16 protein-coding genes are annotated in these 13,622 nt (G+C 37.1%); 14 read left to right on the top strand and 2 right to left on the bottom strand.

Annotated features, from left to right (window positions below; all coding sequences use genetic code 11):
- The first annotated feature begins 18 nt into the window (after positions 1 to 18).
- Together RK02_RS03455 and RK02_RS03450 are read left to right on the top strand one after the other, a co-directional pair.
- Positions 19 to 576, top strand: a complete 558-nt coding sequence (locus tag RK02_RS03455) for a GNAT family N-acetyltransferase (RefSeq protein ID WP_016182859.1) — start codon at positions 19 to 21, stop codon at positions 574 to 576.
- Positions 566 to 949, top strand: coding sequence for a VOC family protein (locus RK02_RS03450; RefSeq protein ID WP_016182858.1), 384 nt, complete (start codon positions 566 to 568; stop codon positions 947 to 949). Before RK02_RS03455 ends, RK02_RS03450 begins: the two co-directional genes overlap by 11 nt.
- A 66-nt stretch (positions 950 to 1,015) precedes the next feature.
- Here the strand turns inward: RK02_RS03450 and RK02_RS03445 are convergent, their stop codons facing one another.
- Positions 1,016 to 1,642: an HAD family hydrolase gene (locus RK02_RS03445; RefSeq protein ID WP_016182857.1), complete on the bottom strand. Its 627-nt coding sequence runs from the start codon at positions 1,640 to 1,642 to the stop codon at positions 1,016 to 1,018.
- A 100-nt stretch (positions 1,643 to 1,742) separates the two neighbouring features.
- On the opposite strand from RK02_RS03445, the gene RK02_RS03440 reads away from it, so the two are divergent.
- The 9 genes from RK02_RS03440 to RK02_RS03400 all read left to right on the top strand — a co-directional run bounded on the left by RK02_RS03440 (position 1,743) and on the right by RK02_RS03400 (position 8,475).
- The gene (locus tag RK02_RS03440; RefSeq protein ID WP_016182856.1) at positions 1,743 to 2,231 is read left to right on the top strand and encodes an LURP-one-related/scramblase family protein; all 489 of its coding nucleotides are present in this window, start codon (positions 1,743 to 1,745) and stop codon (positions 2,229 to 2,231) included.
- 51 nt (positions 2,232 to 2,282) lie between these two features.
- Positions 2,283 to 2,771 (top strand): PH domain-containing protein, encoded by a 489-nt coding sequence (locus tag RK02_RS03435; RefSeq protein ID WP_016182855.1) that lies wholly within the window; start codon positions 2,283 to 2,285, stop codon positions 2,769 to 2,771.
- Positions 2,761 to 4,263: a PH domain-containing protein gene (locus tag RK02_RS03430; protein ID WP_248623573.1), complete on the top strand. Its 1,503-nt coding sequence runs from the start codon at positions 2,761 to 2,763 to the stop codon at positions 4,261 to 4,263. The genes RK02_RS03435 and RK02_RS03430 overlap by 11 nt, the downstream gene beginning before the upstream one ends.
- Complete coding sequence (locus RK02_RS03425) at positions 4,244 to 4,654, top strand: peptide deformylase (RefSeq protein WP_016182853.1); 411 nt, start codon at positions 4,244 to 4,246, stop codon at positions 4,652 to 4,654. The genes RK02_RS03430 and RK02_RS03425 overlap by 20 nt, the downstream gene beginning before the upstream one ends.
- 16 nt (positions 4,655 to 4,670) lie before the next feature.
- The gene (locus tag RK02_RS03420; protein WP_016182852.1) at positions 4,671 to 5,156 is read left to right on the top strand and encodes a pyridoxamine 5'-phosphate oxidase family protein; all 486 of its coding nucleotides are present in this window, start codon (positions 4,671 to 4,673) and stop codon (positions 5,154 to 5,156) included.
- 118 nt (positions 5,157 to 5,274) lie between these two features.
- Positions 5,275 to 6,237 (top strand): L-lactate dehydrogenase, encoded by a 963-nt coding sequence (locus RK02_RS03415; RefSeq protein WP_016182851.1) that lies wholly within the window; start codon positions 5,275 to 5,277, stop codon positions 6,235 to 6,237.
- A 74-nt stretch (positions 6,238 to 6,311) separates the two neighbouring features.
- Positions 6,312 to 6,653, top strand: coding sequence for a hypothetical protein (locus RK02_RS03410; RefSeq protein WP_016182850.1), 342 nt, complete (start codon positions 6,312 to 6,314; stop codon positions 6,651 to 6,653).
- A 129-nt stretch (positions 6,654 to 6,782) separates the two neighbouring features.
- Positions 6,783 to 8,186 carry an MATE family efflux transporter gene (locus tag RK02_RS03405; RefSeq protein WP_016182849.1) on the top strand — a complete coding sequence of 468 codons (1,404 nt, stop codon included), beginning with the start codon at positions 6,783 to 6,785 and terminating at the stop codon, positions 8,184 to 8,186.
- Between the two features lie 22 nt (positions 8,187 to 8,208).
- Complete coding sequence (locus RK02_RS03400; protein WP_016182848.1) at positions 8,209 to 8,475, top strand: DUF1294 domain-containing protein; 267 nt, start codon at positions 8,209 to 8,211, stop codon at positions 8,473 to 8,475.
- Between the two features lie 19 nt (positions 8,476 to 8,494).
- Here RK02_RS03400 and RK02_RS03395 read toward each other — a convergent pair whose 3' ends face one another.
- Positions 8,495 to 9,280 (bottom strand): MerR family transcriptional regulator, encoded by a 786-nt coding sequence (locus tag RK02_RS03395; protein ID WP_016182847.1) that lies wholly within the window; start codon positions 9,278 to 9,280, stop codon positions 8,495 to 8,497.
- A 69-nt stretch (positions 9,281 to 9,349) separates the two neighbouring features.
- Between RK02_RS03395 and RK02_RS03390 the strand changes: the two genes are divergently transcribed.
- From RK02_RS03390 to RK02_RS03380, 3 genes are all read left to right on the top strand, one after another.
- The gene (locus RK02_RS03390; protein ID WP_016182846.1) at positions 9,350 to 11,308 is read left to right on the top strand and encodes a heavy metal translocating P-type ATPase; all 1,959 of its coding nucleotides are present in this window, start codon (positions 9,350 to 9,352) and stop codon (positions 11,306 to 11,308) included.
- A 240-nt stretch (positions 11,309 to 11,548) separates the two neighbouring features.
- Positions 11,549 to 13,033 (top strand): ribosomal protection-like ABC-F family protein, encoded by a 1,485-nt coding sequence (gene abc-f, locus RK02_RS03385; protein ID WP_016182845.1) that lies wholly within the window; start codon positions 11,549 to 11,551, stop codon positions 13,031 to 13,033.
- 30 nt (positions 13,034 to 13,063) lie between these two features.
- Entirely contained in the window at positions 13,064 to 13,477 is a 414-nt protein-coding gene (locus RK02_RS03380) for an iron chaperone (RefSeq protein WP_245555654.1), read from the top strand.
- The last annotated feature ends 145 nt before the right edge of the window (positions 13,478 to 13,622 follow it).

Here is a 13,622-nt window from a genome sequence, read left to right as displayed (position 1 = left end):
TAGATTGGAAGTGATTGTGTGCAATTTGAGACGAAACGACTTATTCTAAGGCCTTGGCTTAGAACAGATGCAGCCGATTTATATGCATTAGCCAAAAATCCGTTAATTGGACCAAATGCTGGATGGAATCCACATGAAAGTGTGGCTGAAAGTCTAGAGGTTATTGAAAACTTTTTTGTTGATGATCCATTAAGCTTTGCAATTTGTGATCAGTCGACCAAGGCGTTGATTGGTAGCATCAGCCTAATGCCAGCGCGTTATGAAGGGGCAAAATCTGCCAAGTACGAAAGGGAGATTGGTTATTGGTTGGCGCCTAGCTTTTGGGGGCAAGGGTTGATACCGGAAGCTATTCGTTGTTTACAAACGTATGCCTTTGAGACACTGGAAATTGAAAGCTTGTGGGCGGGTTATTTTGCAGGTAATCACAATTCACAGCGAGCCTTGGAAAAATGTGGTTTCCATTTCCAGCATACTGAAGAGGTGTATATTGCCCCTTTAGCTGCCCAAAAAACGGAACATTATTTAGCAATTACGAAAGAACAATGGCAACAAGGCAGGGATTGGAATGAAAATTGAACATGTTGCAATGTATGTTAATGATCTAGAGCGGACCAAGCAGTTTTTTGAGTATTATTTCAAAGCCACGTCAAATGAACGATATCATAATCCGAAGACGGGTTTTTCTTCATATTTTTTGACCTTTAGCGATGGTGCGCGCTTAGAGATTATGCATAAAGCGCAAATGGAGGATGCTAAGAAAAGCTTTGTTCGAACTGGCTTCATTCATTTAGCTTTTAGTCTTGGTAGTAAGGAAAAAGTGGATCAACTGACACAGCAATTAAAACAAGACGGCTATGAAATACTCAGTGGTCCAAGAACAACCGGTGATGGCTACTATGAAAGCTGTGTTGTAGCTATTGAAGAGAATCTAATTGAATTAACCGTTTAGTAGAAAAAACATGACAACCTTTAGCGAAAACGCTGATTAGGTTTGTCATGTTTTTTGCTCTTTATTTCATCCCCCATATTTCCCTTGGTGTTTTAAAAGGGCTTGTAAATCATGCAGGGCTTGTTGCTCATTTTTCACTAGCAAGCCATGGATATTTACTTTTTGGGCGGCTTCGATATTTTTAGGAACATCATCTAAAAAAACACATTGCTCAGGAATTAGCTGATAACGTTTAAGCAGGAGTTGGTAGATTTGCGTATCAGGTTTGACGATTTTTTCTTCAAAAGAAAGGATTTTACCAGAAAGCAGCTGATCAATCGGCAATAATCCAGCCTGTTTTAAGGTATAATAAACCCTAGAGGTATTAGAAAGCACATATAGCTGGTAACCAAGTTGATGAAGCTTTACAGCATAATTTTGTATCTCGTTGTAGGCTGTTGTATAATTCTGCCAATAATAATACATTTGTTCAATGGCTTGATGATAACTAGCATCTAATAGTGCTTGGCTTTTTTGGCAAGCTTTTGCAATACTTAGGCTGCCGTCATCTTGTTTTTCCCATATACCTGAAGAAAAGATGGCCTGAACAATTTTTTCTTGGCGAGCAGGATCATGTTCCATTTCTTGAATAAAACGTGTAGGATTCCATTCAATCAATACGTTGCCCATGTCAAAAATAATTGTATTTATCATCTTGTATCTCCAATCTTTTTCCTTTAGTATAACATATAAGAGATTGATTAGAAATTAATTGTAAAAAGGTTTTCAATTTTAATCTGGGAGGAGCGAGGAAATGAAGTTATATTTCAAACAACGGCTGTTTTCTTGGTTGGATAGCTATGAGATTTACGATGAGAATCAACAAACGGTGTATCAGGTTGAAGGTAAATTAGCTTTTGGTCATCAATTTTCGTTACTAAATCAACAAGGACAAATCATCGGTCAGGTCAAAGAAAAGATTCGGTTATTCGTGCCTGAATTTGAGTTAATCGTAGCCAATCAAGTAATTGGCAGTGTAAAAAAAGAAGTGACTTTTTTTAAGCCGCATTTTGTCGTTGATTTTAACAACTGGGAAGTTAAGGGAGATATTTTCGAGTGGGAGTATCAAGTGTTAGATGCCAATCAAGAAATCGTTGCTACGATTAGTAAGGATGTTTGGCAATGGACGGATTGTTACAAAATTGAGGTCTATCAAGATAGTGATGCGTTATATGTCGTGATGTTAGTCTTAGCAATTGATGCGCAAAAGGATAATGATCGTTCTGTTAGTACGCTATTTTAGAACAATAGTTGGTTAATTTTAATAACAAATTTTTGAAAGAAGGTGTTGCAGGTGAACTATCCATTACTTAGTCAAAAAATGCCGGTAGCCATTAAACGTGTTTGGCGTAAGACTTGGTTATGTAAGATGGTGGTTGCTTTGTTCATTGGGGGACTATCTCTTGGTAGCTATCAATTTTTTTGGCATCATCAATGGTTGTTTTATGGTACGCTTATTTATTTGGGGCTAACCGTCATTATCTTGCTGATTGATTTTTTGTTGATTCCTTATCGCTATACTTTTCATCGCTATGAATTGGCCAAAGAGGATTTAGCCTTTCAACAGGGGTTTATCTTTCGTTCTACAACCTATGTGCCGTTACAACGTATTCAACATATTGAAACGGAGCAAGGGCCGTTTTTACGCCAGGAAAATTTGATGGGCTTAGTGATTCATACGGCGGCGACTAAGCATCGAATTTTAGGTTTAGAGGTGCAAACAGCTCAACAATTACGGCAACAAATCATTGAAATGATTAGGCAGGTGGCGGATGATGTCTAGGCTCAAGCGCTATTCTAAATGGTACCTGCTTTTTGCCCCGTTAAAATCCTATATCCGCAGCGTTTGGCAGCTTTTTTTAGTTGTAATCGTCGGCAATCTTTTGAAAAAGGATTTGAGTTTTTCAAAAGATGCACGATTCTATTTTTATTGCTTATTGGCAGCTGTGGGTATATTTTTGCTCTTTTTTATTTATCATCTTTTATGTTATTTCACTCAAACTTATGAATTGACTGCGGAATCGTTTATTTTTCGTAAGGGAATATTCAAAAAGCAAGAATTGATTATCCCTTATGAGCGCATACAGACCATTAAACAGCAGCAATGGATTATTATGATTCCCTTAGGCTTAGTTCGTTTAATGATTGAAACTGCCGCTAGTTCAGGGAATGAAGCCGAAATTGATTTACCCTTCGTTCCACAAAGTTTGTATGAAGAATTGGAAAATTATCGTAAACAAGGATATGGTAAAAGTCTGAGTGGAACGCATTCTTCAAAAAAAGCCCTATACAGTCTATCTGCCAGGGAATTACTGGTATTTGCCCTGACAGAACTAAGTCTATTTACGCCGATTATTTTCATGTTTGCGCTTTTAGAGGTGATTCCTGAGCCTTTACAAGAACAATTATTTGGCCAGGTTAGTGAATTGATTTGGATGATTACGGTGCTTTTATTTGTTTTATTGTATGTTCTTTTTGCGATTTTATCGATTGGCAAAACGATTTTACAATACGCTAATTTTAGTATTTATCAGGAAAATAATGATGCCCTGCGAATTGAGCATGGGTTAATTGAACAAAAATCGCAAGTAATCCCCGCTAATAAAATTCAAGGAATTCGAATCAAGCAAGGCATCATTAGCCATATGCTGGGTTTAGTAAGTGTAGATTTATTGCTTGCAGGCGGTCAGGAAAAACAAGCCGATGAAAAATCAGCGCAAACGAATCAGCCCTATTTATTACCGCTTATTCCTACAGCGAAGCTTCAGCAGTATTTAAGCCAGTTCGTTCCTGAATATGCTGACGAATTTGACTTGCAGTCAGTTAAAGAGCAGCGTTTATGGTATTTTACGCGTTTTAAATTATTTGCTGTTGTTTTACCGGTTGGTTTGTATCTAATTTTTGATTTTGCCTGGTGGTGGCTGCTTCTAAGCATCGCTATTTTACTAGCCTTATCGATGATTTATGCTTCTTTTCAAAGCAAGCTACAAGCGTATGGGATGAGTAGCAAGCTATTGTGCTTTCAGCAGATACATTTAGCTGAATGTCAAAAAGTGATAGTTCAACGTAAAAATATTCAAAGTCTAGAAATTCGTACCTCACGTTGGCTGTATCCTAAAAAATTCGCTCATTGTAAAATTAGCGTTAAAGCGGGGAATGGGGATTTTTCTAGCCAGTTAAGCTACTTACCACTTGAAGCAATCGATGAGATTTCAAGTTTTTATCGTTTAAAAAGAAAGGAACGTGCTATTTTCGATGATTCGACCAATTGTTAAAGATATATTCTTTTTACAGCAGCCAAGTGTCTTAGCGACTAAAGCGGATATGGCGGTTGCTGAAGATTTAATTGATACTTTAAAAGCAAATGAAGCGCGCTGTGTGGGGTTAGCAGCCAACATGATTGGGGTTAATAAGCAAATCATTGTTTGTGCGACACCGGCTGGGCCATTAGTGATGTTTAACCCAAAAATTGTCAAAAAAGAGGGTCCATTTGAAACAGAAGAAGGCTGTTTATCATTGGTGGGGGTTCGTTCAACCACGCGCTTTGCTAAAATTGAAGTGGTCTTTTTCGACCGACAATTTAAAAAGCAGCGGATGACTTTTACTGATTTTACCGCTCAAATTATTCAACACGAAATAGATCATTGCCAAGGCATACTTATTTAACAAAGGAGTGATTTTGTTGCGTAGAAAGGATCGAGCAATTACTGATATTAGGCAAATAAATGAAGTGTTACAGGCGGCAAAAATTGTCCATTTAGGAATGATTGATCATGATCGTCCTTATGTCGTTCCACTAAATTATGGTTATGAATGGCAAGAGGAGCAATTAATTTTATATATACATGGTGCTATGTCCGGCCGTAAAATAGAAGTCTTAAAACAAAATCCTCATGTATTTGTAGAAATCGATCATTATTTAGGGGCGATTGATGGTAAGGAAATACCATGTAAATACAGTAGTGCCTATGCAAGTATTATGGCAGATGGTGTTGCAAAATTGTTAACGGAGCCAACCGAAAAAATCCACGGCCTGAATGTATTGATGCGTACCCAAACCAATCGTGATTTTGCGATGACTGAAGAGATGGTCAAAATGGTGCAGGTTATTCAAATAAATCTATTCAATCTTAGCGCCAAACAACGCTTAATGCCTGAAAGTAACTAAGGTTTGGTTTGTTTAAACGTAGCATTGTCATAGTAGTTAAGCACTTTGCCTTAACGTTTGCTGTTATTTATGTTACAATAACTTTTGCCAATAGATTAAACAAATTGGAGGAAGTAAAATGGATTTTAAACATTCAAAAGTAGCAATTGTCGGAGTAGGAAACGTCGGAGCTACTACTGCTTATAGTATTATTACCCAAGGTTTATGTGCCGAAGTGGTTTTAATTGATGTGAATAAAGAAAAAGCTTATGCGGAAGCGATGGATATGCAGCAATCGATACATTTTCTAAACCGTAATATAAAGGTGACTGCAGGGGACTATGCTGATTGTAAAGATGCGGATATCGTAATCATCACGGCTTCAGCACCAATGCCAAAAGAATCGAATGATCGTTTGAAGATGTTAGCCCCAAGTATTAACATTATGACAAGCATTGTTAATAGTGTGATGGCTTCTGGTTTTGATGGGATCTTCTTAATTGTTTCAAATCCAGTAGATATTATGACTTATTATGTGCGTAAACTTTCTGGTCTACCTGCTCATCGCGTTATTGGTAGTGGAACAACGGTGGATAGTGCACGTTTAAGCTGTGCTCTAGGTAGTATGTATGACCTTGACTCAAAAAGTGTGCAAGCCTTCGTTATCGGTGAACATGGCGATAGCGAAATGGTGGCTTGGAGTTCCGCAACGATTGGTGGAAAAATGGTCGAGGATGTCTTAGTTGATAATGCTGATCGTACGAAAGACGTAACCAAAGAAGTGCTTTTAAGCAAAACTATTCAAGCGGGTTGGGAAATTTTCAATCGTAAAGGCAATACCTGCTATGGAATTGCCGCTGCGACAACAGCTATTGCCAAATCTATTTTGTTTAATGAGAACCGTATCTACCCAGTTACTGTGGAATTAAATGGAGAATATGGCATTGACCATGCTTTCTTGAGCGTGCCAACAATTATTGACGCAACGGGAGCAAAAGAAATTGTTGAAATTAAATTGACTGCTGAAGAATTAGCTGCATTGCAAAAATCAGCAGCCTTATTACAAGCTTTTTATCCTCAATTGGATAGCTATGAAGCTTAGTCGATAGATAAATGAAGGCCCACTAATCAACTGCGGTTAGTGGGTTAGCTTTTAAGAAGAAGGAAAGTGGAAAAATGATTGGTGGTTATAAAATTATCACTTTATGTGGTAGTACTAAATTTAAAGAGGCCTTCATGGAGGCGCAAAAAAGCTTAACTTTACAAGGTTATATTGTTATTAGCGTGGGCTTGTTCGGTCATGCTGGCGATGCTGAAGTTTGGGAAGGAATGGATGAGGGGACCTTGACGAAAACTAAAGAAATGCTAGATGATATGCATAAACGAAAAATTGACTTAGCTGATGAAATTTTCGTCGTTAATGTTCATGGTTATATCGGAGAAAGTACACGTTCAGAAATTGCTTATGCGATGAAGACCGGGAAAAAAGTGCGTTATTTAGAACCGCTAGCTGAATAAAAGGTAAATTTTTAGCGATTTTTGCAACAGATTGGCTAATCAAAATAAATTTACAACTATTTTCAATAGTGCTACAATCGATAGTTGTTCCCTTGCTGAAAAAGTTTGGAATGAAAAGAGACGATGTGTATGAAAGAAAAAGTTCAGCAAAATGCATTAAAAAATCAACAGCACTACCGGAAAATGACGGAAAAGCCAGTCGAACAGTTAATTTTGTCCTTGTGCGTGCCGACGATTATCAGTATGTTAATTACAACGATTTATAATGTAGCAGATACTTTTTTTGTATCGAAAATTGGGGTTCAAGCGAGTGGCGCTGTAGGAATTTTGTTTAGTCTAATGGCGATTTTACAAGCATTTGGTTTTATGTTTGGCCATGGTTCGGGGAGCTGGATTAGCCGTTTGCTTGGTGCCAAGCAGGTTGAAAAAGCACGTGAATATAGTTCCACTGCCTTTACGTTGGCTTTTGTCGTGGGTCTTTTTATTATGATTGTGGGTTTAGCTTTTTTGCCGACTTTGATGCGTTTATTAGGAAGTACTGAAACGATTTTGCCTTATGCTGCCGACTATGGCTTTTATATTTTACTTGCTGGTCCAGCTTTTACGACGAGTTGTGTGATGAATAATATTTTAAGATATGAAGGGCTTGCTAAGTTAGCAATGGTTGGTTTAGCAACTGGTGGGATTTTAAATATGTTTTTAGACCCACTATTTATTTTTGGTTTACATATGGGAATTACTGGGGCAGGACTTTCAACTGCCATTTCACAATACATAAGTATGGCGATTTTATATGCTATGTTTCGTTCGGGAAAACCGCAAAGTCGGCTTATGCTGAAATATGTTCGCCTGCAGCCTTCGCTGATAAGAAATATCATTACAAATGGTTTTCCTAGCTTGACTCGTCAAGGCTTCAATAGTGTTTCCAACCTACTACTTAACGTACAAGCAGCTCCTTTTGGTGATCCGGCAATTGCTGCGATGAGTATTGTGAGCAAGTGTATGAATTTATTGTTTTCTATTTGTGTGGGAATTGGTCAAGGGTTCCAACCCGTTTCTTCATTTAACTATGGGGCCAAGCGTTATGATCGGGTAAAAAGAGGCATTCAATTTACTTGGATTTTTTCCACTTTGGTCTTAACCATACTTAGCTTCTTAGCCTTTATTTTTGCTCCGGAAATGATTCATCTTTTCCGGCATGATGCCTTCATTGTTGAAATAGGTACACATGCTTTACGCTATGGTTGTGTCGCCTTAATCTTCCTGCCAACTGCGTCTATTGCCAATATGACGTTTCAAAGTACAGGCAATAGTGGGCGAGCTACTTTTTTGGCCTGTGCCCAAAATGGATTATTTTTCATTCCATTAATTGTATTGTTCCCCAAGCTTTTCGGATTGACTGGAATTGAAATTGCTCAACCAATTGCTTACTTTTTAGCAGCAGCAGTGGCTGTGCCAATTTTATTATCTTTTATGCGTAAGTTGTCGAAAATTGATACAATCACGGATTTGGCAGCAGAAAATCCAAAATAATCTTCATAAAGGAATCGGTGTTATGTTCATTTTCATTTATTTATTCGGTATGAATCTCTTGAGCTTTAGTTTGTTTTACCTTGACAAAAGACGCGCTAAAAAACATCAATGGCGGATTAAAGAAGCCACGCTATTATTCGTGTGCTTGTTTGGTGGTGCTTTAGGTGGTTGGCTGTCTATGTATTGCTTTCACCATAAAACCAAAAAATGGTATTTTAAATTTGGTGTACCGTTAATGCTTATTTTACAAGTATTACTTGCTTATTATTTGAGACATAGAGTAGGTTGAGTGAATTACTCAACCTACTCTAATTTTTTTGAATCATTTGTAACTCTAAATGCGGATTATTCATATCATAGGGCGTTTCAAAGGTTTCTAAGACTAAAAATTGTTGACTATCAATTTGTTCTAGCCCTAGTAGTTGTGGACAATCATTTTTATGGATATGCCGAATAGTTACTTGATAATTTTCCAAATGTAAGATAGGTAAATCCTGAGTATTTAAAGTATGGGCTTCGATTTGTAAAACCAGCGCCTTTTTAAGCTCCTGGTGTTCATAATAAAAGTAACAACCCATGCGATTATAATATTGAATATTGCGACTTTGAATTTGCTTAAACATTTCTTGAATGCCTAAATAATATTCCGCAGACAATAATTCGCCAGTAAACGGCTGCATTAAATAATCAGTATGCTGTTTTTGAAGCGTGATTTGTTGATCCTGATGAATCGTCTTGGCTATGTCTAATTGGTTGTTTAAATTATTAATAAAAGCCTCGTCATGCGCCAATTGTTTCTTTTGTTGTTCAATGGTTTGCTGCATTAGACTTAAAATTTGTTGCATATCGATTTTATTGGGAGTGAGTAAATATTGGTGGATACTTTTTAAAGGAATATGGTAATTAACACATAATTTAATGATATTGACATAGGTCACTTGGGCATAACCATAGTAGCGATAATTATTTTCAGGATTGATATAAATGGGCTGTAGAATTTGAATTTTTTCATAGTAACGTAGGGCTTTAATCGGTACGCCGGTTAATTTGCTTAATTGGTGGATGGTAAATAATTGATTTTTTTGCGAATTCATCTTGAGTCTCCCTTAAAGGTATAGTTTATAATTGATTATAGCAAAGAGAATCAGAAAAAGGTGAGAAAAATGCATACTAATCAGAAGAAAGTTTTTCATACAAATGCGGCAACGACTGCTCATGTTCATTCGCACAATGAGCTTCATCATGGCCATCATCATCATGAACATGGCCTTTTGCCAGCTAGCTTATATCTAGTCGGCTTAGGTTTGTTTATTATAGGTCTATTATTGGAAAAAAGTGTTTGGCAGTCAGCTATTTTTTTAGTGGCGATGGGGCTGTCAGGCTTTCATGTATTATTTGAAGGTGTAGTAGCAACCATAGAGGAAAGTAAAAAGGCGCATGCTTTACGGGCAAATGCACATATTTTAATGTTTATTGCTGCATTAGGCGCGATTTATCTGGGAGATATTAAAGAAGGGGCCTTGCTGATATTTATTTTTGCGGGTGTCCACTTTTTAGAAGATTATGTCAGCGATAAGAGTAAAAAGGCGATTGAGGATTTATTAGCGCTTAAGCCACAAATTGCTCGTAAAATACAAGCAGATGGGCAAATTATTGAAGTCTCAGCTGATGCTGTCAAAAAAGGGGATCAAATCCAAGTATTAAATGGGATGCAAATTCCTATTGATGGAATGATTGTTAAGGGTAGTACTACTTTGAATGAAGCAACGATTACAGGTGAGGCGTTGCCAGTCGAAAAAACAGTTGGCGATGTGGTTTTTGGTTCAACGCTTAATCTAAGTCAAACGATTGAAATAACTGCAACCAAGGAATACAAGGATACAGTTTTTGCTAAAATTGTTCAAATTGTTAAACAAGCGCAACAAAATGTTCCACCGTTAGCGACAAAAATTCAACGCTATGAACCCATTTATGTCAATGTCGTCTTAGGTGTTTTTCTAGCGATTCTTATTTTAGGTGAACTATTTTTCCGTTCAGTGGATAGTCCTATTTTTGAACAGGCTTTGATTTTTTTAGTGGCAGCCTCTCCTTGTGCTTTAGCAGTCTCAGTCATTCCGGCCACGCTGAGTGCGATGTCTAATTTGGCGAGGAAAGGGGTCTTATTTAAAGGTGGAAACTATATTTATCTGCTAAAAGATCTCTCAGCAATTGCCTTTGATAAAACAGGAACGTTAACGCAGGGGCAACCAAGTGTTGTCTGTTATCAGCTTGCTTCAACCGTTTTCGCTACAGAAAAATTGGAACAAATCATTTATAGTATGGAAGCACAAGTAAGTCATCCACTAGCTCAGGCAATTGTCGAAAAGCTTGCCAAACGTTATGAGCGATTAGCCGTTCATGTAACCAATGAAGTAGGCAAAGGGCTAAGTGCAACCTATGACCAGCATAAGATTCAACTTGGTAAAGCCAGTCTTTTTCCAAATGTTTCGCCTCGTTGGCAACAGGTGATTAAAACAGAGCAGTTACAAGGTCGTACGGTGATTTTAGTGGTGATTGACCAAGAAATTTGTGGTTATTTTGCAATTGAAGATCAAGTCAAAGCGACTGCTGCTACTAGTATACAACAACTGAATAAACTTGGAATCCAAAGTATTATGCTAACCGGGGATAGTCAAATAACTGGTGAAGCGATTGCCAAACGCCTAGGGATGGATAAGGTGTATAGTAATGTTTTACCAGATGAAAAAGCCAAATATATTCAGGAACTGAAAAAATATTATCCAAACATTGCTATGGTGGGCGATGGAATTAATGATGCACCTGCGCTAGCTTTAGCAGATGTCGGTTTTGCTATGGAACAAGGTAGTGATATTGCTATCGAGACAGCTGATGCGGTAATGATGAAAAATGATTTGACTAAGCTTGTCGATGCAATCAAAATTTCCAAGCATTTATCTAAAATTGTTCAACAAAATGTATTTTTTGCGATTGCTGTGGTGATTCTTTTGGTTGGTTTAACCTTTACGAACCATCTAACGGTCATTGCCAGTGTCAGTCTTCATGAAGGCAGCACATTGATTGTCTTACTTAATTCTTTGCGGTTATTGATTCATCGTCCGTAAAATGTTTTGAACAAGTATCCGCTAGCTTTTATGCTAGATTGAACAGCCTGCTAGTTTTTCAATACAATTTTCAGTATAATTAAGCTATAAGAAAAGGATGTGTTTAAAATGGATAAATCTGAAATCACCCATGACTTACTCTATAGAAAAGTCGGGAGGGCACATCAAAAGCTATAGAATAAGTATTAGGCCCTCATATTCCGACTAATATTGATTTTTCAATTTAAGGAGGAATATTTTATGTCGTTAATTCAAATTAAAGATTTAAGTTTTAGTTATCCAGGAAGCTATACACCGATTTTTGATGGGGTTCAGTTACAAATAGACAGTACTTGGAAATTGGGCTTGATTGGTCGTAATGGTCGTGGAAAAACAACTTTTTTCCGATTATTGCTCGCACAATATGAGTATCAAGGAAGCATTACCCATGAAGTGGCGTTTCGCTATTTTCCTTATCCTGTGGCAAATCCAGAAAAAATGACTTTAGAGGTTTTGCAAGAGGCTTGTCCACATGCCGAGGATTGGGAATTTATGAAGGAATTGAACTTATTAGATGTCGAAATTGATCGCTTATATTTACCGTTTGCAACCTTATCTGATGGTGAGCAAAATAAGGTGCTTTTGGCAGCATTATTTTTAAATGAAAATACCTTTTTATTAATCGATGAGCCAACCAATCATTTAGATGATGAAGCCAGACAAAAGATTGCGGATTATTTAGCTAAAAAACAAGGCTTTATTTTGATTTCTCATGATCGCAGGCTACTTGATGTCTGTGTGGATCATATTTTGGCGATGAATAAGGCGAGCATTGAGCTGCAACAAGGCAATTTCTCATCTTGGTATTTAAATAAGCAACAGCAAGATCAATTTGAATTGGCTCAAAATGAAAAACTAAAAAAAGAGGTCAAGCGACTAAACGAAGCAGCCAAACGTACTGCTAGCTGGTCGAATCAAGTAGAAAAAAGTAAAAACGGAACAACAAATTCAGGCACCAAGCTTGATAAAGGCTATGTCGGTCACAAAGCAGCTAAAATGATGAAAAAATCAAAGACACACGAAAAACGAATGCAAGAGGCGATTCATCAAAAAGAACAGCTATTAACTGATGTAGAAGAGATAGAGAATTTGAAACTCCAACCACTTTTCTTTAAGCAAGCCAATCAAGTTTTAGCTCAAGAGCTTGTGTTGTCTTATGCTGATAAAATAATTAACCAAAATCCATTAAATTTTACGATTCAAAATCAAGAACGGGTAGCGATTGTTGGGAAAAATGGCAGTGGTAAGTCAACCTTACTCAAGGCGATTTTACAAGATAGCACTGTTAACACAACAGGCTTACTAAAAATAAGTCCACAGCTAATTATTTCCTATGTGCCACAGGATGCTGAATTTTTAGCTGGCTCATTGAAAAAGTTCACTGAAGATAAAGCCATCGACTATGTGCTATTCTTGGCTATTTTGCGTAAGCTTGGCTTTGCAAGAGAGCAGTTTGACAAAGATGTCGCCTCATTTAGTGCCGGTCAAAAGAAAAAAGTATTGATTGCCGCTAGTCTATGTCAACCAGCACATTTATATATTTGGGATGAGCCGTTAAATTATATTGATTTAATTTCACGTATTCAGATTGAACAATTAATTTTGAAATTCCAACCAACTTTATTATTTGTAGAGCATGATCAAGCTTTTCAACAAAAAATAGCCACGAAGATTATTCAAATGTAGCTTGGTCGGTGGACGACTTTAAGTAGGCTAATGCTAATAATAATTACGATTTCTAAAAGAAATGAGGAAAAAGCGACGATGGAATATCCTTTAGCAGTCCAGCATTATTTGGCTGATTTAGCTGTTGAACGCAGAGCGATAATTGAACAAATGCTTCAATTGGTTTTTCAAATTTTTCCAACAGAGGAATGTGTATTAACAATTGCTTATGGTATGCCAGCGATTAAATATCAAAAGAAACCGGTCTGCTATGTAGGTAATTTTACGAAGCATATTGGTTTTGATCCTTTACCTGAGACGATTCAACATTTTCAAAAAGAGCTTGAGCAACGAAATTGGCGCTATAGTAAAGGTGCAATCCAATTGCCCGTATCTGCTGAGCTTGATTGGCAATTAATAGAGCAGATGATTTTGTATCGCTGGCAGAGCTTTCAACAATCGTAAGTTGAAGCATATTTTAGTAAACTGTTTTAAAAACGAATGTTCATCCTAAAATATAAAAATTATTTATATTTTAGGTGGCATTCGTTTTTGGCTTATGCTATGCTAACAAAGATAGTAAATTTTAGTTTACTAGATGGTTGAAAAA

The organism is Enterococcus columbae DSM 7374 = ATCC 51263 (assembly GCF_000406925.1).
Lineage (GTDB): Bacteria > Bacillota > Bacilli > Lactobacillales > Enterococcaceae > Enterococcus_E > Enterococcus_E columbae.
The sequence above is the reverse complement of the archived record's forward strand: the minus strand, read 5'-3'. Positions and strand labels throughout refer to the sequence as shown.

Excerpts from the sequence above, each read along its gene's own strand:
- RK02_RS03405 (WP_016182849.1), top strand. The coding sequence starts at position 6,783 with ATGAAAGAAAAAGTTCAGCAAAATGCATTAAAAAATCAACAGCACTAC.
- RK02_RS03415 (WP_016182851.1), top strand. The coding sequence starts at position 5,275 with ATGGATTTTAAACATTCAAAAGTAGCAATTGTCGGAGTAGGAAACGTC.
- RK02_RS03400 (WP_016182848.1), top strand. The coding sequence starts at position 8,209 with ATGTTCATTTTCATTTATTTATTCGGTATGAATCTCTTGAGCTTTAGT.
- RK02_RS03395 (WP_016182847.1), bottom strand. The coding sequence starts at position 9,280 with ATGAATTCGCAAAAAAATCAATTATTTACCATCCACCAATTAAGCAAA.
- RK02_RS03445 (WP_016182857.1), bottom strand. The coding sequence starts at position 1,642 with ATGATAAATACAATTATTTTTGACATGGGCAACGTATTGATTGAATGG.
- RK02_RS03410 (WP_016182850.1), top strand. The coding sequence starts at position 6,312 with ATGATTGGTGGTTATAAAATTATCACTTTATGTGGTAGTACTAAATTT.
- RK02_RS03430 (WP_248623573.1), top strand. The coding sequence starts at position 2,761 with ATGATGTCTAGGCTCAAGCGCTATTCTAAATGGTACCTGCTTTTTGCC.
- RK02_RS03380 (WP_245555654.1), top strand. The coding sequence starts at position 13,064 with ATGCTAATAATAATTACGATTTCTAAAAGAAATGAGGAAAAAGCGACG.
- RK02_RS03440 (WP_016182856.1), top strand. The coding sequence starts at position 1,743 with ATGAAGTTATATTTCAAACAACGGCTGTTTTCTTGGTTGGATAGCTAT.
- RK02_RS03425 (WP_016182853.1), top strand. The coding sequence starts at position 4,244 with ATGATTCGACCAATTGTTAAAGATATATTCTTTTTACAGCAGCCAAGT.
- RK02_RS03390 (WP_016182846.1), top strand. The coding sequence starts at position 9,350 with ATGCATACTAATCAGAAGAAAGTTTTTCATACAAATGCGGCAACGACT.
- RK02_RS03450 (WP_016182858.1), top strand. The coding sequence starts at position 566 with ATGAAAATTGAACATGTTGCAATGTATGTTAATGATCTAGAGCGGACC.
- abc-f (WP_016182845.1), top strand. The coding sequence starts at position 11,549 with ATGTCGTTAATTCAAATTAAAGATTTAAGTTTTAGTTATCCAGGAAGC.